We start from the raw sequence: 16,450 nt of genomic DNA, 5'->3' as shown, positions 1-16,450 counted from the left end.
TGATAAATCCACACGAAGGATTCGCCTCCCGATGACTCGCACCCGTTTCCGCACCATTGCCCTCGGCCTCGTGGTCGCCCCGCTTGCCCTCGGCCTCGCCGCCTGCGGCAAGAAGGACGAGCCCACCGCCGGTGCCACCTCGGGCGCCCCGATCGCCAAGATCGCCGCGCCCGCAGGCAAGTCCTGGGCCGACACGATCGAGAAGACCGCCGAGGGCGGCTACCGCATGGGCAACCCGAACGCCCCGATCAAGCTGGTCGAATACGGCGCGCTCAGCTGCTCGCACTGCGCCCTGTTCGCGCAGCAGAGCTTCGAGCCGCTGCGCGACGACTACGTCGCCAGCGGCCGCGTCAGCTACGAACTGCGCTATTTCATGCTCAATGCGCTCGACATTCCGGCCTCACTGCTGGCCGAATGCGGCTCGACCGAGGCGGTGATCCCGCTCAGCGAGCAGTTCTGGGCCTGGCAGCCCAAGATGTTCGAGAACATGCAGGGCGCCGACAAGGCCAAGCTCGCCGCGATCGACGCGCTGCCCAAGGAAAAGCAGCTCGCCGCCATCTCCGAGGTCGCCGGCATGACCGACTTCTTCGCCTCGCGTGGGATCGCCCGCGATCAGGCCGCCGCCTGCCTTGCCGACACCACCAAGGCTAAGGCGCTCGCCGACCAGACGCAGAAGGCGAGCGAGCAGTTCAACGTCACCGGCACCCCCACCTTCATCATCAATGGCAACAACGTCGGTTCGATGGAGTGGGACAAGCTGGAGCCCAAGCTCAAGGAAGCAGGCGCGCGCTGACCGGCGTGATCGCCTGACCCGACCTCGATGCGCATCCACCGGCTAAAGCTCAGCGGCTTCAAGAGCTTCGTCGAGCCGGCGGAACTGCGCATCGACCCGGGGCTGACCGGCGTGGTCGGCCCCAACGGCTGCGGCAAGTCCAACCTGCTCGAAGCGATCCGCTGGGTCATGGGCGAAAGCTCGCCCAAGTCGATGCGCGGCGGCGGGATGGAGGACGTGATCTTCGCGGGCACGGACAAGCGCCCGCCCCGCGCCTTCGCCGAAGTCGTGCTCAAGGCGGAAACCGCGCCGGGCGCCGACGGCGTGCGCGAGGAACTCGAAGTCGTCCGCCGCATCGAGCGCGGCGCGGGCAGCGCCTACCGCATCAACGGGCGGGACGTGCGCGCCAAGGACGTGGCGCTGATCTTCGCCGATGCCGCCACCGGCGCGCACAGCCCGGCGCTGGTATCGCAAGGCCGCATCGCCGCCGTCATCGCCGCCAAGCCCGCCGAGCGCCGCGCCATGCTGGAGGAGGCCGCAGGCATCGCCGGCCTCCATGTCCGCCGCAAGGACGCAGAACAGCGCTTGCGCGCCACCGAAGCCAACCTCGCCCGCCTCGACGACATCATGGCGGGCCTCGACAAGCAGGTCGGCACGCTCCGGCGGCAGGCGAAAGCGGCCGAGCGCTACAAGGCCCTGACCGACCAGATCCGCCTCGCCGAAGCCCGCGTCGTCTTCGCCCGCTGGCGCGAGGCCGCCGCCGCTGCCGATGCTGCTCGCAAGGAAGCGCAGGCGTCCGAGGAGCGCGTCGCCGTGGCGCAGGCGCTCGCGGTGGAAGCGCAAAGCCAGCAGGCCGCCGCCGCCGGGGCGCTGGCGGAGGCCCGCGACGAACTCGCCGACCGCCGCGACGATGCCAATGCGCAAGGCCACCGCATGGCGACGCTGACCAGCCAGCTCGAAGCCGCCGAGCAGCGCCTCGCCGACCTCGACCGCCAGCGCACCCGGCTGGAAGAAGACCGCCACGACGCCGACCGCCTCACCCGCGACGCCGCCGAGGCCCTCGCCCGGCTGGAGCGCGAGTTGTCCGAGGGCGAAAAGCAGCTCGCCGCCGATGAGGCACAGCGCCCGCGCTTCGCCAACATGGTGGACGGCGCCGAGCAGGCCAGCCGCGCCGCCGAACTCGATCTCGCACAGGCGACCGCCAAGCAGGCAGGCGTCGAGGCCGAATGGCGCATCGCCGAAGCCGAGCTAACGCAGGCGAAAGCGCGGCAGACCCGCGTGGCGCAGGACGTCGCCCGGATCGAGGCGCAAGTCGCCGCCCTGCCCGACCTCGGCGACCTCGAAACCGCCATCGCCGCCGCCCGCGCCAAGGCAGAGGAGGCCAGCGCCGCCCTCGCCCGCTCCCGCGAGGGGCTGCAGGACATGCAGGCGCGCAAGACCGCGCTACAGGCCGACCGCGACGCCGCCGCCTCGGCGCTGGCAGGCGCGCGCGCCGACCTCACCGGCATCGAACGCGAGCACGCCGCCCTCGTCCGCGATCGCGAGGCGCGCGCGAAGGGGGCGAAAGCCGCGCATGGCCTGCCCGTTGCCATCGACGCGGTACGCGCCGCGCCCGGCTACGAACGCGCCGTCGCCGCCGTCCTCGGCCGCGACGCCAAGGCCCCGCTGGGCGCCGTGCCGAACACCGACGGCCGCTTCTGGACCGGTGCCGAGACCCCCGCCCCGGTCTCCGACAGCCTCGCCGCGCATGTCGCGCAGTGCCCGCCCGAACTCGCGGCCCGCCTCGCGCTGGTCCATGTGGTCGAGGCGGACGATGCGCGGACACTGAAGCCCGGCGAGTGGCTCGTCACGCGCGCGGGCGTGCTGCGCCGCTGGGACGGCTTCGTCGCACGCGGCGAAGGTGCCGCCGAAGCCGCAAGGCTGGAAGCGGAGAACCGCTTCGCGCAGCTCGATGCCAAGCTGCCCCCCTTGCGAGAAGCGGTCACCACCGCCGAGGCGAAGCAGGCCGCCGTGCAGCAGGAATTGGCCGACCTCTCCTCCCGCGTGATCGCCGCCGAACGCGCCATCGCCTCGGCGGCCGAGGCCGAGCGCAGCGCCTTGCGCGCCGTCGATCAGGCCGAGGATGCCCGCGCTCGCCAGCAGGCCCGCCGTGCCGAACTCGACGCGACCCTCGCAGAAACCGCCGACCAGCGCAGCGGGGTGGCTGCCGAAGTCGCCGCCGCAGAGGCGAAGCGCACCGCGCTACCCGATCCCGCCACCGGCCGCGCCGAACTGCAGGCCGCACAAGCCCGCAACGGCGAGGCCCGCTCGGCCCTGCAGCACGCGATGGCGACGCTCGCGGGCCACGATCAGGCCCTCGCCGTCGCGCGCGAGCGCACCACCACCCAGCGCGCCGACATTCGCGGCTGGCAGGCCCGCTCGGGCGATGCCGCGAACCGCCTCGCGCAGATGGCCGGACGGTTGGAGGAGATCGAGACCGAACGCGCGATCATGGCCGCCAAGCCCCCCTCGCTGATGGCCCAGATCGAACAGGGCGAGGCGATCCGCGTGCGCCTCGGCGATGAACTCGCCAAGGCCGAAGCTGCGGTAAACGCCGCCACCGAAGCCGCGAAACGAGCGGACACCGCGCTCTCCGCCGCGCAGGAAACCCTCGCCGCCGCGCGCGAAAGCCGCGCCGGAGCCTCTGCCCGCGCCGAGCACGAGGACCAGCGCCGCACCGAAATGAACCGCCTCTCGGGCGAGCGCTTCCAGTGCCCGCCGCCGGTCCTCCCCGAACGCTTCGCCTTCGCCCCTGCCGAAGTCGGCGGCGCCGAGGCCGAAGGCAGCGGCATGGACCGCCTGACCGCCGAGCGCGAGCGCATCGGCCCGGTCAACCTCGTCGCCGCCGACGAACTCGCCGAAGCCGAGGCGCAGCTCGGCCTCTCGGTCAGCGAGAAGGCCGAACTGACCGAGGCGGTGAACCGGTTGCGCGGCTCGATCGGCAACCTCAACCGCGAGGGCCGCGAACGCCTGCGCGCCGCCTTCGAGGCGGTGGACGGCCATTTCCGCCGCCTGTTCCAGCAGCTGTTCCAGGGCGGGCAGGCGCACCTCGCGCTCGTCGATTCGGACGATCCGCTGGAGGCTGGCCTCGAAATCTACGCCCAGCCCCCGGGCAAGCGGCTGCAGTCGCTGACCCTGCTCTCGGGCGGCGAACAGGCGCTGACGGCGGTGGCGCTGATCTTCGGCCTGTTCCTGACCAACCCCGCGCCGATCTGCGTGCTGGACGAAGTCGACGCCCCGCTCGACGACGCCAATATCGAACGCTTCTGCGACCTGCTCGAAGCGATGACGAAGGAAACCGACACCCGCTACCTCGTCGTCACCCACAATGCGGTGACGATGAGCCGCATGCACCGCCTGTTCGGCGTGACGATGGTGGAAAAGGGCATCTCGCGTCTCGTCAGTGTGGACCTCGGCGGCGCGGAGGAACTGCTGGCGGCGGCGGTGTGAGGTTGACCGGCAGGGTTTTTGTAGTTACTTTAATTTAACTGGCCCATCGTAGCCGACTCCAACGATCACCGTCCGCAGACGCTGGAGACGGGGCCGTTGCGGATTGAATATGACGAGGCGAAGCGCCGGAAGATTCTGGCTGAACGCGGAATCGACATTGCCGATGCGCATAGGGTCTTTGCAGATACGCATGTTCAGGTTCTGGACGATCGCAAGGACTACGGAGAGACCCGCTATCGCGTCTTCGGGTTTCTCCATGGTCGCCGCGTATCGCTGGTCTGGACACCGCGCGACGGCAACCGTCGGATCATCACGATAAGGCATGCGCATCATGGAGAACATCAAGCCCGCTTCCGAACCCTGGATTGACCCGGACGACGACGACGTCGAATGGACCGAGGAAATGTTCCGCATGGCCGCCATCTACAAGGGCGACCAGCTGATCCGCCCGGCCTCGGGCTCGCTCAAGTCGATCGGCCGCCCACTCGCCGCCAATCCCAAGAAGCAGGTCACGCTACGCCTCGATCCCGATGTGGTCGAGGCGTTCCGCGCCACCGGCAAGGGCTGGCAGTCGCGCATCAACGCCGAACTGCGCAAGGCGCTCGGGATCTAGCCCAGCACGAAGCGCGGCCCCGGCCCTTGCGCCCCCGCGACGTCATCGGCGTTGTAGAGGCGGCATTTCGTCAGGCTGAGGCAGCCGCAGCCGATGCATTCGTCCAGCTTGCGCCGGGTCAGTTCGAGCAGCGCGATCTTCTCGTCGATCGAGGTACGCATCGAGCGGCTGATGCGCTCCCAGTCGGCCAATGTCGGCGTGCGGCCTTGCGGCAGGTCGGCCAGTTCGCGCTCGATCTCGGCCAGCGCGAGGCCCAGCTTCTGCGCGATCAGGATGAAGCTGACGCGGCGAATGTCGGAGCGCAGGAATCGCCGCTGGTTGCCCGGGGTGCGCAGTGCCTGCAGCAGCCCCTTCTCCTCGTAGAAACGCAGTGCCGATACCGCGACGCCGGTGCGCCGCGCCAGTTCGCCGATGGTGATGAAGCGGTCCGCGACCAGATCGATATCCTTTCGAAAGCGCTTGATCTCAAGTTAGGTTGAGGTTGCACTTTTGCCAAGCCGGCCGATTCGCCGGTGACGCAGGAGAAAGAAGAATGGCCCAGGGCCGCCTCGAACATGCCAACCTCACCGTCAGCGACATCGAGCGTTCGTCCGCCTTGCTGCAGGACTTGCTCGGCTGGCACGAACGCTGGCGGGGGCCCGCCATCAACGGCGGCGAGACGATCCACGTCGGCGGGGATTTCAGCTACATCGCCGTCTATACCGACCGCCGGGAGCGCGGCCGCTATGGCAAGGGCGCGCCGCTGAACCACGTGGGGCTGGTGGTCGACGATCTCGACGCGGCCGAACAGGTGGTGCTTGCCGCAGGCCTCGAACCATTCAACCACGCCGATTACGATCCGGGCCGCCGGTTCTACTTCTTCGACTGGGACGGGATAGAATTCGAGCTGGTCAGCTACGAGTAGGCAATCAGATCACCCCGGCGTTGCCGACCACCCAGCAGGCCAGCGCCATCACCAGCCCCGCATCGCGGTTGGAGCGGAAGCGGGCGAGCGCGTTCTCGCCGTCCGCCGGGTCCAGCGTCATGACCTGGAAGCCGAGGTGCAGCGCCATCGGCACCAGCGCGACGAGCGCCACCCAGTCCGGCCGCATCGCCCAGAACGCCAGCGCCCACAGCGCCAGCGCGAGGGCGTAGAAGCCGCCGACCCCGCCCTTCACCCGCGCGCCGAGGCGCCGGGCGGAGGAACGGATGCCGACGATCGCATCGTCCTCGATGTCCTGGATCGCGTAGATCGTATCGTAGCCGATGCACCACACGATCGAGCCGAGGTAGAGCGCCACCAGCGCCTCCAGATGATCGCTGCGGATCTCGATCCAGCCGACCAGCGCCCCCCAGGTGAAGACCATGCCCAGCCACGCCTGCGGCCACCAGGTAATGCGCTTCATGAACGGATAGGCGGCGACAAGACCGACGCTGCCGAGCGCGACCAGTTGGGCGGGCGGGCGCAGCTGGAACAGCACGACCAGCCCAACGGCGCATAGCATCAGCAGCCAGGTCCAGGCCGCGCCCTTGCTGACGCGGCCGCTCGCGACCGGGCGCTGCGCGGTGCGCGCGACGCGGCGGTCGAGGTCGGCATCGACGATGTCGTTGAGCACGCAGCCCGCGCCGCGCATCGCGATCGAGCCGAGCAGCAGCCAGGCGATCAGGCTCCAGCGGCTTTCGCCACCCGCCAGCAGCACGCCCCAGACGCAAGGCCAGAACAGCAGCCACCAGCCGATCGGCCGGTCGAATCGCGCCAGCATCGCGAAGTCGCGAAACGGCTGCGGCAGCATCGACACGAGCCCGCGATGCTGGCTGTCAGGGACGAGCGAAGGTTCGAGCATCGCGCGATGAGTAGTGCATCGCGCGCGTCCTGTCATGCCCGAACGTGTCTGGTGAACACAGCTTGCCCACCGTTGCATCCTTCCCGCTGAGGCGCGAAAAGGGCCTTTCAGCCCGAGGAACCCGTTGAAGATGCCTGCAACCCCCGCTTGGCCGCCGCGATCCGCGCCGCGCCTGTTCGTCCCCGGACCGCTCGAAGAAGGTGGGCAGATCGCACTGGAGGGCCAGCAGGCGCACTATCTCGGCAAGGTCATGCGAGTCGGCCCCGGCGATGCGGTGATTGCCTGCGACGATGCCACCGGCGAATGGGCCTGCGAGGTGATTTCCGCCGGAAAGCGCGACGTCGTGCTCTCGGTCCGCATGAAGCTGCGCGAGCGCGAGGACGTACCGGACTTCGTGCTCTGCGCCGCGCTGCTCAAGAAGCCGAACTTCGATCTGGTGCTGGAAAAGGCGACCGAACTGGGGGTCGCCGCCGTACAGCCGGTCGTCACCCGGCGCTGCGTGGCCGACAAGCTCAACCCCGAGCGTGCGCTCACCATCGTCACCGAGGCGGCCGAGCAATGCGCCCGCACCGCCCTGCCGCGCGTCGAGGAACCGGCCCGGCTCGATGCCCTGCTGCGCGACTGGCCCGAGGACCGCGCGCTGTTCTTCGCCGACGAACAGGGCGGCGCCCCTGCAGCCGCCACCTTCGCCGCCCACAAAGGCCCGGCCGCGCTGCTCGTCGGCCCCGAAGGCGGCTTCGACGATACCGAGCGGGATCTGGTCCGCGCCCATCCCCAGGCGCGCGCGATCACGCTGGGCCCGCGCATCCTGCGTGCCGAAACCGCCTGCATTTCCGCCATCGGGCTATGGATGGCGATGTCCGGAGATTGGACATGACAGGAATGTTAGACTGACCGGTACAAAAAGTTCTGGCGCGGCGCCGAAGGGCACACTAATTCCGCGCCCATGAGCACTCGTGAGGTTTCGGATCGCGAAGATCCGGTTATCGAAAACCTGTCCCAACTCGCCGAGCCGATGGCCGCGGGCGAAAAGCCGCGCGAGGCGTGGCGCATCGGCACCGAGCACGAGAAATTCGTCTACGACACCGCCGACCACCACGCGCCTTCGTACACCGAGAAGGGCGGCATCCGCGACCTGCTGGGCGAACTGACCCAGTTCGGCTGGACGCCGATCGAGGAAGGCGGAAACGTCATCGCGCTCAAGGGCGCGGACGGCAACGTCAGTCTCGAACCCGCAGGCCAGCTGGAACTGTCGGGCGCTCCGCTCGAAAACCTGCACCAGACCTGCGCCGAGACCGGTCGCCACCTTTCCGAAGTGAAGCAGGTCGGCGAGAAGCTGGGCAAGGCCTACCTCGGCCTCGGCATGTGGCCCGACAAGACGCGCGAAGAACTGCCGATCATGCCCAAGGGGCGCTACGGCATCATGCTGAACCACATGCCGCGCGTGGGCTCGATGGGCCTCGACATGATGTTGCGGACCTGCACCATCCAGGTGAACCTCGACTATTCGAGCGAAGCCGACATGGTGCAGAAGTTCCGCACTTCGCTGGCCCTCCAGCCGCTGGCGACGGCGCTGTTCGCGAACTCGCCCTTCACCGAGGGCAAACCCAACGGCTACCTCTCGTACCGCAGCCATATCTGGTCGGACACCGATCCGCACCGCACCGGCATGCTGCCCTTCGTGTTCGAGGGCGGCTTCGGCTACGAACGCTACGTCGAATACATGCTCGACGTGCCGATGTACTTCGTGTTCCGCGACGGCAAGTACATCGACGCCGCCGGCCTCTCGTTCCGAGACTTCCTCAAGGGCGAGCTTTCGGTGCTCCCCGGCGAGAAGCCGCGCCTGTCGGACTGGCAGGACCACCTCTCCACCGCCTTCCCCGAAGTGCGCCTGAAGTCCTTCCTCGAAATGCGCGGCGCCGACGGCGGCCCCTGGGGTCGCATCTGCGCCCTGCCCGCGCTGTGGGTGGGCCTGCTCTACGATCAGGGCGCACTCGATGCGGCGTGGGATCTGGTCAAGGACTGGGACATGGAAGGCCGCGAAGCGCTGCGCTCTGCCGCGCCGAAGCTGGGGCTGGACGCGCCGATCCCAGGCGGCGGGACACTGCGCGACATCGCGGGCGAAGTGGTCGATATCGCTCGCTCGGGCCTCGCCGCACGAGGCCGCCTGAACTCGGCGGGAGACAACGAAACGGGCTATCTCGAACCGCTGGCCGAGATCGTGAAGACCGGCAAGGTTCCGGCCGAGCGGCTGCTCGACCTGTATAATGGCGAATGGGGCGGGGATCTTTCCAAGGTTTACGCGCTCAAGACGTTTTAAGGCAGGAAATGCAGGGGTTTACCACCCCCTGCACCCCGTATACCGTCGAGGTCACGCGCACGGCATCGTCATGCAAGACTGTGGGCCGGGAAACAAATAGCCTGCGGCGCCATGTGGAGCTGACGGCTCTGCGCGCGCGGCGACGACAGTTCGGGGGTCTGGGGCAATGGCCCCAGGACTTACTTGAACTTCAACTTCTGCCCGATCTTCCCCAGACTCCGGGTGATGAAGGCATTCTCCCCCATCCAGTCGTAATATTCCCGATACTTAGGGTCTTCCGCCAGCAGGTGCGCTTCCTCAGTCCGAGCGCGCCAATAATAGATGCCGCTCACCACGCCCAGCAGTACGGTGTTGCGGATCGCGTCGGTCCATGATCCGTTCGTCACGAGGAACGGCAGCGTCGAGGTCCACCAGAACAGGTTTTTCGACAGGTACGCCGGGTGGCGGGTGAAGCGGTAGGGGCCGTTGGTCAGCACGCCGCGATAGGTCAGGTTGGAGAAGCGCAGGCCGAACGCGAAGGTCGCCCAGGCGTAGATCGCGGTCAGCACCACCATCATCGCCGCCCAGCCCCACAGCAGCACGTTGTAGGCCGCCATCCAGTGCGCCCAGCCGCCGGTGTTGACTTCGTAGCCGAGGACATTGGCATTGCCCATCGTGCCCCACACGAAGGGCGGGTAGCACATCAGCGCGGCTACCCAGCCCGCCAGCAAAGGGTTGCCGCTGCGGATGTGGGCGTCGAGCGGGCGGAAGGTGAAGAGGTAGCCGACTGTGCCGATCTGCACGTCTACGAGGAACAGCGCCTCGATCAGCAGAGAGCCCAATTCCACGGGTTTGTGTGCGATCGCGCCGAAATCCGCCTCTACCACGCGGGCGAAGCCGCCGGGCAGGATCGAGATCATGAAGGCGCCGAAGAAGCCCTTGATCGCCCAGGCGCGCCAGTGCTTCTTCACCTCTTCGGCGCTCCATGGCTCGCGGCCGATCAGCATCGCGCCGAAGTGCCAGGAGGCGTCGCGCGGCTCGACCATGACCCGGTCGAGCCAGAGGACATAGGGCACCGAGAGGACGAACAAGGGTGCCACAACGGCACTCAACACGTCCATAGCGAACAGATACTGCCCCTCCCAGTACCATCGGCACAGGAAGTAGAAGCAGCCTATCAGCGCCCATGTGATCCACAGCCCGGTCAGCTTGGTGATCGAGATGTCGAGCGTTTCGGAGAGCGGGCGACGCTGCGACCAGTCGATGCCGGTGGAGGGGCGCAAGTGCACCTTGTCGACCAGCAGCGACCATGCGGTCATGGCGGCGCCGGTGAAGGCCAGCGTGGCGAGCGAAGCATAGGGGCCGCTCATCGGCTCGCGCGGGGCCTGCAGGCCGAGCAGATCGACGACCGAGCCCCAGTTGCGGCAGAACAGGATCCACAGGGCCAGCGCGACGAGGCCGGAGAGGCCCATGCCTGCGGAAACGTCGCTGACCGGGCGGCGGGTGGATGCGGTGCTCATGGCCGCAGGGCGTAGAGGGAATTGGTTAAGGGGGCGCAAACCTCATGCGATCTGCGCCCCGCCTGATTCAACGGAAGGCGGTGATACGGCCCGAATCGTCGAGGACGTAGAGCGTCTGGTTCGCCACGACAGGCGCCAGCGAAATCGGATCGCTGAGTTCGGTGAATGGCGTCATCGTGCCGCTCGACGGATCGATGGTGGCCACGAGCCCGCGCGAGTTACCGACCCACAGCTTGCTGCCCGCCAGCACCGGACCGACCCAGAATATCGGATTCTTGCGCTTCTTGGCGTTCTTGTAGCGCTGCAGTTCGGTCAGCCAGCGGACCTTGCCGGTGCCGCGCGCGATGGCGAGGATTTCGGCGTGGTCGTCCAGCGTGAAGACCCAGTCGCCCGCCACCGACGGCGTCGAGATGCCCGCGAGGTTGAGTTCCCAGATGCGCTGGCCGGTGACCAGTTCGTAAGCGGCCATGCGCCCGCCCTGACCCAGTGCATAGACACGGCCGCGATCGATGATCGGGTCGGCGTCGACGTCGGTGAGGCTGCCCACTTCGGTCGAGATCGAAGTGCGCGAAAGCGCGTCCGACCAGACCTGACGGCCGTTCTCGTAACGGTACGCCACCAGTTCGCCCGACGAGTAACCCGCGATCACCGTGCCCTGCCCAAGCGCAGGCGAGGCGACGCCGAACACGCCCGACTGGGTCAGCGAGGCCGATTCCTGCCACATGGTCGCGCCATCCGCCGCGTTGAGCACGGCGATCTGGTTGTCTTGCGTCATCACGAAGACCTGGTTGAAACCGATCGTCGGCGCACCGCGTAGCGGCCCGGCGGGCTTCTTGGTCCAGAGCTGGCTGCCGTCCGCCGCGTTCAGCGCCGCGACTTCGCCGAGGCCCGTGGTGACGTAGAGCTTGTCGCCGTCGAAACTGACCCCGCCGCCGAACACGGACTTGGCGTTGTTGCCGGAAACCGAGAAGCTCTTGGTCCACAGCTTCGCGCCGCTCTGCGCGTCGAAGGCGTGGACGGTGCCTTCGGTATCCATCGCGTAGAGCTTGCCGCCGCCGATGACCGGGGCCGCCGCAAGGCGCGCGCGGTTGGTCGAACCGGCGATCTGCGCGGTCCACACCTTGGTCGGGTTGTCCGCCAGCGCGAGGTTGCCGTAAGCCTTGTTCGGGGTGTTGCCGCCCTGCGCCCAGGTCGTGTTGACCTCTGCCGGGGGCAGGATCACCGAAACCGCGCCGAGCGTCGCGTCGACCTTGGCGCCGCTTTCGATGCGCGACAGGATCGGCACGCGGTTGCCCACGGTCGGGGTCTTGGCCGGGCCTTTGCCGCCGCCGAACATCTTGCAGCCGGACAGGCCCGCGACGAGTGCGAGGGCGATCAGCGGCACGACCTTCTTCGCGCGCGAAGACGACGTGTTGCGGGCTGCGTTCATGCGAATGTCCTCACGTGTCATGTTCTCAGTTCGCCACTTCGGCGGGCTGGACGATCTTGGCAATCGGCTTGTCGAGCGGCTCGCCCTTTTCGTTCACCACGTCGTCCACGGCATCGACGCCGAGCACGGCGGCAAGCTGGCGGGCGCGGCTGCGCAAGCCGTCCTCAACGCTTTCGTCCTTGGCGATCGCGGCGAACAGCGGACCGGCCTGGTCCTGCCTGTTCTGCTTCAGGTAGGCCATGCCGACGAGTTCGCCCGCGGGACCGAACCACGGATTGCCGGGCGCGGCCATCGGCTTGAGGCGGCTGACGACGTCCTCGGGCTTCATCGCGTCGAAGTCGGCGCCGACTTCCCGCACGGAGGCGAGGTCGCGCAGCACCTGCGGTGCCTTGCCGTCGGCCGAAATCTCACGATAGAGCTTGAGCGCATCGGCCTTCTTCTCCTGACGCAGCGCGATCCCCGCAAGCATCAGACGGGCCGACACGACTGTCGCGTCCGAAGAATCGGCGCCGGCGATCGGCGCCAGCTTGGCCTTGGCGGCGTCGAGATTCTCCGACTGCAGGGCGTCGAGCGCCTGCACATAGGCCTCCGAACGCGCCTCGCGCTCCTGGGTCTGGCGGTGCTGCCAGTAGATCCAGCCCGCGAAGGCGAGCAGGGCGATGATGATGACGGCGATCAGCGGCTTGCCGTAGCGGCTCATGAAGCCTTCGAGCTGGTCCTGGCGCACGGCGTCGTCGACTTCACGCAGGAAAACGTCCTGCTGGGCGGCGTTACGCGCTGCGGCGGCGGAATTGGTGTCGGGGGGCAGAGCCAAGATAGGGCGCTTTCTAGCGAAAAACGGGACGGTTGCGGGGCTGTTTAGCGGATGGGTGGGGCTTTTCAACGGGGATGTCGGTGCCCGTCCCGCGGTGAAGCGCCGCTGAATGAGCGCGGCGTCACGGAAAGTCGCTTTTGCCCATCGCCGCGCCATAGGTCGAGGCATAACTGCGAATCATCGTGTTTTCATCGTATTGGGCCTGGGCAAGCGCGCGGTTGGTCGCGCCGATGCGGGCGCGCAGCCCGTCATCCGCCGCGAGTTCCGCCAAAGCCCCGCCGAGCGCGGCGTCGTCTCCGGGCGGGGTGATGAAGCTGCGGTTTTCCGCCGGCACCATCGCCGCCACGTCCCCCACGGCGGGCGAGGCGACCGCGAGCCCGGCCGCCATCGCCTCCAGCATGGAGATGGGAAACTGCTCGCTGTCGGAAGACAGCGCGAAGAGATCGAACAGCCCCACCGCGCGCGAGGGATCGGGGACGAAGCCCGGCAGATGCACCCTGTCGGCCACGCCGGATTCCCGTGCCTGCTGCGCGATTCTTTCGCGGTCCGGCCCTTCACCGAGGATCACCAGCTGCCATTCGGGCGGCAGCGTGGCGAAAGCACGGACCAGCCGGGGCAGGTTCTTCACCGCGCGCAGGCCCGCCAGAGTGCCGACCCACTTCGCGCCGACAGGTTTGGGCAGCCCCGGAATCGCATCGGGCGGGGGCGGCGCGAGGTAGGCGGCGGTGCGGATGCCGTTGATGATCAGCTTCACGCGCGGGCGCGGCTGCGCCCAGTCGCCGAGCGCGATTTCCTCCAGCCGCTGCGAAGGCACCACCAGCGCCGAAGCCCGCGCCAGCGCCACGCGGCGAAACCAGTTGCGCGAGGGCTTGAGGCCGCCAGCTTCGTCCTCGTTGAAGCCGTCCTCGTGATGGACCAGCGGCGGCAGGCCCAGCACGCCGCCCCAGACCCGGTGCGCCAGCACCGCGTCCATCGCCCCCCAGTTGTACGTAAGGACGAGGTCGAAAAGCTTCATGGCGCGGGCGATGCGCAGCAGGCGAAGCGGTGTCGGGCGGCCCTGCAGGCTAGGAAAATCACCCGGAAAATCGACCGTGAGCGCCGGGTCGAGCGCGACTTTCGCCCCATATGCGCCCGGCTGCGCGGAGACGACGGTATGCGCGACGCCGGGGCCGAAGACGTTCATCAGCCTTGCCGCGCGCAGTTCCTTGCCGCCTGCCGCGAAGCTCGAATGGAGGTGGAGAAGGCGCAAGGCCGGTCTCTGGCTCAGGCCGCTCTGGCCAGCAGCCGCTCGATCGCGGCAACCGATTCGGGCTCGTCGAGCGTCGGGGCGTGGCCGACGTGGGGCAAGGTCAGCCCCTCGGCATTCGGCGAGCGGCGCAGCATGTCGTCCAGCGTCTGGGCAGAAAGCAGGTCGGACAGTCCGCCGCGCACCACCAGCACCGGCACTTGCGCCAGCGCGTCCCACACCGCCCACAAGTCCGGCTGGGCATTGACGTCGAGCGCGAGGAAGGGCTCGGCGATCTTCATGTCGTAGTCGAAGACGATGCGCCCATTGCCGCCGACCGTCATCAGCCGCTTGGCCATGCCGATCCAGAAATCCAGCGGCTGTCCGGGGTGCGCGGCGCCCTGCACTTCCTCCAGCCCGCGCGCGGCGTGGACCCAGGTGGGCCAGGTGCGGCCTTGGCCGACATAGTCCTTGATCCGCGCAAGGCCCGCCGGTTTCAGCCACGGGCCGACGTCGTTGACCACGGCGGCGGCGATCCGGTCGGGGATGATGCTCGCCAGCCCCATCGCCATCAGTCCGCCCAGCGAGGTGCCGATGACCACGAAGCGCTCAAGCCCCTCCTGCTCAATCAGGGCGAGGACGTCCTCGCCGTACTGGACCGGCGTGTAGGTAGCCGAATCCTTCGCATATTCGCTGTCGCCCCGGCCGCGCAGGTCAGGGCAGATCACGCGCCGTCCCCTAATGGGATTGGCAGCGAGGCGCGGGGCCAGCACGTCGAAGTCGCGCGCGTTGCGGGTCAGGCCGTGGAGGCACAGCACCGGCAAGCCGGTTTCACCCTCTGCGGGACCGGGATAATCGCGGAAATGGAGCTTGAGACCGTCGCGGCTCGACCAGAAGCGATCTTCGAAAACCTTCATGCGCGGGCGGCGACCTCATCAGATTCAACAAAATACCCGGCTTGCTAGCGGGCCGGGCGGTCCCCACTATCGCCCGATGCCAAGCGATCCGCAACCCGCGCCCTATCTTCCCGATCCGCGAATCGAAACGATCGCCCAATGGATCGGCGACCCGGTCCATGCCGCCGCGTTCCCCCGCCATCAATTGCGCTGGCGCAATGACCGCTGGGCGGCCGCGGTGGGCCTCGACGGTTTCGACGAGGCGCGCTGGACGGCGCATTTCGGGCACTTCCAGCCGCTTCCCGGCAATCTGCCGCAGCCGCTGGCGCTGCGCTATCACGGCCACCAGTTCCGCAACTACAACCCCGACCTCGGCGACGGGCGCGGCTTCCTCTTCGCGCAGATGCGCGATGGAGCGGGCCGCTTGCTCGACCTAGGCACCAAGGGTTCGGGCCAGACGCCATGGAGCCGCGACGGAGACGGCAGGCTGACCCTGAAGGGCGCGGTGCGCGAAATCCTTGCCACCGAGATGCTGGAAGCGCTGGGCGTGAACACCAGCAAGACCTTTTCCGTCGTCGAGACCGGCGAGGAACTGTGGCGCGGCGACGAGCCCTCCCCCACCCGCTCGGCGGTGCTGGTGCGCCTGTCGCACGGGCACATCCGCATCGGCAGCTTCCAGCGCCTTTACGTGCTGGAGGAGACCGCGCATCTGGCCGCACTGGTCGACTACAGCCTCGAAACCTACCCCGGCAGCCTGCCACCCGAGGACGCTCCGGGACGCGACGAACCCGCAGTGATCCTGCTCCATCAGGTCGTCGAGCGGCTGGCCGACCTTGCCGCCGCGTGGATGGTGGCGGGCTTCGTCCACGGCGTGCTCAACACCGACAACATGAACATCTCGGGCGAGAGCTTCGATTACGGCCCCTGGCGCTGGGCGCCGCAATGGGATCCGCGCTTCACCGCCGCCTACTTCGACCGCACCGGCCTCTACGCCTTCGGCCGCCAGCCCGAAGCGCTGCTCTGGAACTGCCAGCAACTCGCCATCGCGCTGCGCCCGCTGGCCGAAACCGCGCCGCTGGTCGCCGCGCTCGAGCGGTTCGGGCCACTTTACCAGCAGGCGCTGTGCCGCCGCTTCACCTGGCGCCTCGGCATAGAATCGCGGGGGGCGGAGGCCGACACGGCGCTGGTTCAGGCCGCCGAGCGCAGCATGGTCGAGAGCGGCCTGGCGCCCGAGCAGTTCTTCTTCCTCCATCGCGGTGGCCGCAATGCCGGTGCCGGCGACTTCGGCGCGCTGCTGTCCGGCTATGCCCCCGCCGCCGCGACGGAAGATCGGTTCTGGCAGGAAAGCGCCCCTCCCGGCGTGCTCATCGACGAGGTCGAACGCATCTGGGCCGCGATCGACGCGCATGACGACTGGAGCGAACTGGACGCCAAAGTCGCGCAGATCCGCAGGCTAGGCGAACAACTTGGAAAGGCACCGTTTACACCCCAATGATTTACGCCACGGTAGGAATACCTGTGCGATTGGGATGAAATGTCGAACCCTATAAGCTAACGGGTCATTAGCCGT

At 68.2% G+C, this 16,450-nt stretch carries 15 protein-coding genes; 8 read left to right on the top strand and 7 right to left on the bottom strand.

The genetic code is table 11. The annotated features are described in order from the left end of the window. The first annotated feature begins 31 nt into the window (after nt 1–31). The 4 genes from PKE80_RS00900 to PKE80_RS00885 all read left to right on the top strand — a co-directional run bounded on the left by PKE80_RS00900 (nt 32) and on the right by PKE80_RS00885 (nt 4,874). On the top strand, nt 32–793 hold the full coding sequence (locus PKE80_RS00900; RefSeq protein ID WP_271180882.1) for a DsbA family protein: 762 nt from the start codon (nt 32–34) through the stop codon (nt 791–793). Between the two features lie 27 nt (nt 794–820). Then, the gene (gene smc, locus PKE80_RS00895) at nt 821–4,261 is read left to right on the top strand and encodes a chromosome segregation protein SMC (RefSeq protein ID WP_271180881.1); all 3,441 of its coding nucleotides are present in this window, start codon (nt 821–823) and stop codon (nt 4,259–4,261) included. A 96-nt stretch (nt 4,262–4,357) separates the two neighbouring features. Then, nucleotides 4,358–4,630, top strand: a complete 273-nt coding sequence (locus PKE80_RS00890; protein WP_197524395.1) for a BrnT family toxin — start codon at nt 4,358–4,360, stop codon at nt 4,628–4,630. Continuing rightward, complete coding sequence (locus PKE80_RS00885) at nt 4,593–4,874, top strand: BrnA antitoxin family protein (protein WP_069709299.1); 282 nt, start codon at nt 4,593–4,595, stop codon at nt 4,872–4,874. Before PKE80_RS00890 ends, PKE80_RS00885 begins: the two co-directional genes overlap by 38 nt. On the opposite strand, the gene soxR is transcribed toward PKE80_RS00885, so the two are convergent. Beyond that, nucleotides 4,871–5,293 (bottom strand): redox-sensitive transcriptional activator SoxR, encoded by a 423-nt coding sequence (soxR, locus tag PKE80_RS00880; protein WP_370424440.1) that lies wholly within the window; start codon nt 5,291–5,293, stop codon nt 4,871–4,873. The genes PKE80_RS00885 and soxR overlap by 4 nt on opposite strands. Before the next feature lie 113 nt (nt 5,294–5,406). Between soxR and PKE80_RS00875 the strand changes: the two genes are divergently transcribed. Then, entirely contained in the window at nt 5,407–5,778 is a 372-nt protein-coding gene (locus PKE80_RS00875; protein WP_271180880.1) for a VOC family protein, read from the top strand. Nucleotides 5,779–5,782: 4 nt separating this feature from the next. On the opposite strand, the gene ubiA is transcribed toward PKE80_RS00875, so the two are convergent. Beyond that, on the bottom strand, nt 5,783–6,697 hold the full coding sequence (gene ubiA, locus PKE80_RS00870; protein ID WP_271180879.1) for a 4-hydroxybenzoate octaprenyltransferase: 915 nt from the start codon (nt 6,695–6,697) through the stop codon (nt 5,783–5,785). A 130-nt stretch (nt 6,698–6,827) separates the two neighbouring features. Here ubiA and PKE80_RS00865 point away from each other — a divergent pair, with 130 nt between their 5' ends. Then, the gene (locus tag PKE80_RS00865) at nt 6,828–7,574 is read left to right on the top strand and encodes a 16S rRNA (uracil(1498)-N(3))-methyltransferase (RefSeq protein WP_271180878.1); all 747 of its coding nucleotides are present in this window, start codon (nt 6,828–6,830) and stop codon (nt 7,572–7,574) included. Nucleotides 7,575–7,643: 69 nt separating this feature from the next. Beyond that, nucleotides 7,644–9,017, top strand: a complete 1,374-nt coding sequence (locus PKE80_RS00860; RefSeq protein ID WP_271180877.1) for a glutamate--cysteine ligase — start codon at nt 7,644–7,646, stop codon at nt 9,015–9,017. Nucleotides 9,018–9,196: 179 nt separating this feature from the next. Here PKE80_RS00860 and PKE80_RS00855 read toward each other — a convergent pair whose 3' ends face one another. The 5 genes from PKE80_RS00855 to PKE80_RS00835 form a co-directional block, all read right to left on the bottom strand. After that, nucleotides 9,197–10,516, bottom strand: a complete 1,320-nt coding sequence (locus PKE80_RS00855; RefSeq protein WP_271180876.1) for a methyltransferase family protein — start codon at nt 10,514–10,516, stop codon at nt 9,197–9,199. A 67-nt stretch (nt 10,517–10,583) separates the two neighbouring features. Continuing rightward, entirely contained in the window at nt 10,584–11,945 is a 1,362-nt protein-coding gene (locus PKE80_RS00850) for an outer membrane protein assembly factor BamB family protein (protein ID WP_271180875.1), read from the bottom strand. Nucleotides 11,946–11,970: 25 nt separating this feature from the next. Continuing rightward, entirely contained in the window at nt 11,971–12,759 is a 789-nt protein-coding gene (locus PKE80_RS00845) for a tetratricopeptide repeat protein (protein WP_008828925.1), read from the bottom strand. A gap of 121 nt (nt 12,760–12,880) precedes the next feature. Next, nucleotides 12,881–14,008, bottom strand: a complete 1,128-nt coding sequence (locus tag PKE80_RS00840; protein ID WP_271180874.1) for a glycosyltransferase — start codon at nt 14,006–14,008, stop codon at nt 12,881–12,883. A 14-nt stretch (nt 14,009–14,022) separates the two neighbouring features. Then, nucleotides 14,023–14,901, bottom strand: coding sequence for an alpha/beta fold hydrolase (locus PKE80_RS00835; RefSeq protein ID WP_008828927.1), 879 nt, complete (start codon nt 14,899–14,901; stop codon nt 14,023–14,025). A 76-nt stretch (nt 14,902–14,977) separates the two neighbouring features. On the opposite strand from PKE80_RS00835, the gene PKE80_RS00830 reads away from it, so the two are divergent. Next, on the top strand, nt 14,978–16,375 hold the full coding sequence (locus tag PKE80_RS00830) for a protein adenylyltransferase SelO family protein (RefSeq protein ID WP_271180873.1): 1,398 nt from the start codon (nt 14,978–14,980) through the stop codon (nt 16,373–16,375). The last annotated feature ends 75 nt before the right edge of the window (nt 16,376–16,450 follow it).

Source organism: Novosphingobium resinovorum (genome assembly GCF_027922145.1).
Classification (GTDB): domain Bacteria; phylum Pseudomonadota; class Alphaproteobacteria; order Sphingomonadales; family Sphingomonadaceae; genus Novosphingobium; species Novosphingobium resinovorum.
This window is presented reverse-complemented; position numbering and strand designations above follow the sequence as displayed.

Excerpts from the sequence above, each read along its gene's own strand:
- PKE80_RS00900 (WP_271180882.1), top strand. The coding sequence starts at position 32 with ATGACTCGCACCCGTTTCCGCACCATTGCCCTCGGCCTCGTGGTCGCC.
- smc (WP_271180881.1), top strand. The coding sequence starts at position 821 with ATGCGCATCCACCGGCTAAAGCTCAGCGGCTTCAAGAGCTTCGTCGAG.
- PKE80_RS00885 (WP_069709299.1), top strand. The coding sequence starts at position 4,593 with ATGGAGAACATCAAGCCCGCTTCCGAACCCTGGATTGACCCGGACGAC.
- PKE80_RS00875 (WP_271180880.1), top strand. The coding sequence starts at position 5,407 with ATGGCCCAGGGCCGCCTCGAACATGCCAACCTCACCGTCAGCGACATC.
- ubiA (WP_271180879.1), bottom strand. The coding sequence starts at position 6,697 with ATGCTCGAACCTTCGCTCGTCCCTGACAGCCAGCATCGCGGGCTCGTG.
- PKE80_RS00865 (WP_271180878.1), top strand. The coding sequence starts at position 6,828 with ATGCCTGCAACCCCCGCTTGGCCGCCGCGATCCGCGCCGCGCCTGTTC.
- PKE80_RS00860 (WP_271180877.1), top strand. The coding sequence starts at position 7,644 with ATGAGCACTCGTGAGGTTTCGGATCGCGAAGATCCGGTTATCGAAAAC.
- PKE80_RS00855 (WP_271180876.1), bottom strand. The coding sequence starts at position 10,516 with ATGAGCACCGCATCCACCCGCCGCCCGGTCAGCGACGTTTCCGCAGGC.
- PKE80_RS00850 (WP_271180875.1), bottom strand. The coding sequence starts at position 11,945 with ATGAACGCAGCCCGCAACACGTCGTCTTCGCGCGCGAAGAAGGTCGTG.
- PKE80_RS00835 (WP_008828927.1), bottom strand. The coding sequence starts at position 14,901 with ATGAAGGTTTTCGAAGATCGCTTCTGGTCGAGCCGCGACGGTCTCAAG.
- PKE80_RS00830 (WP_271180873.1), top strand. The coding sequence starts at position 14,978 with ATGCCAAGCGATCCGCAACCCGCGCCCTATCTTCCCGATCCGCGAATC.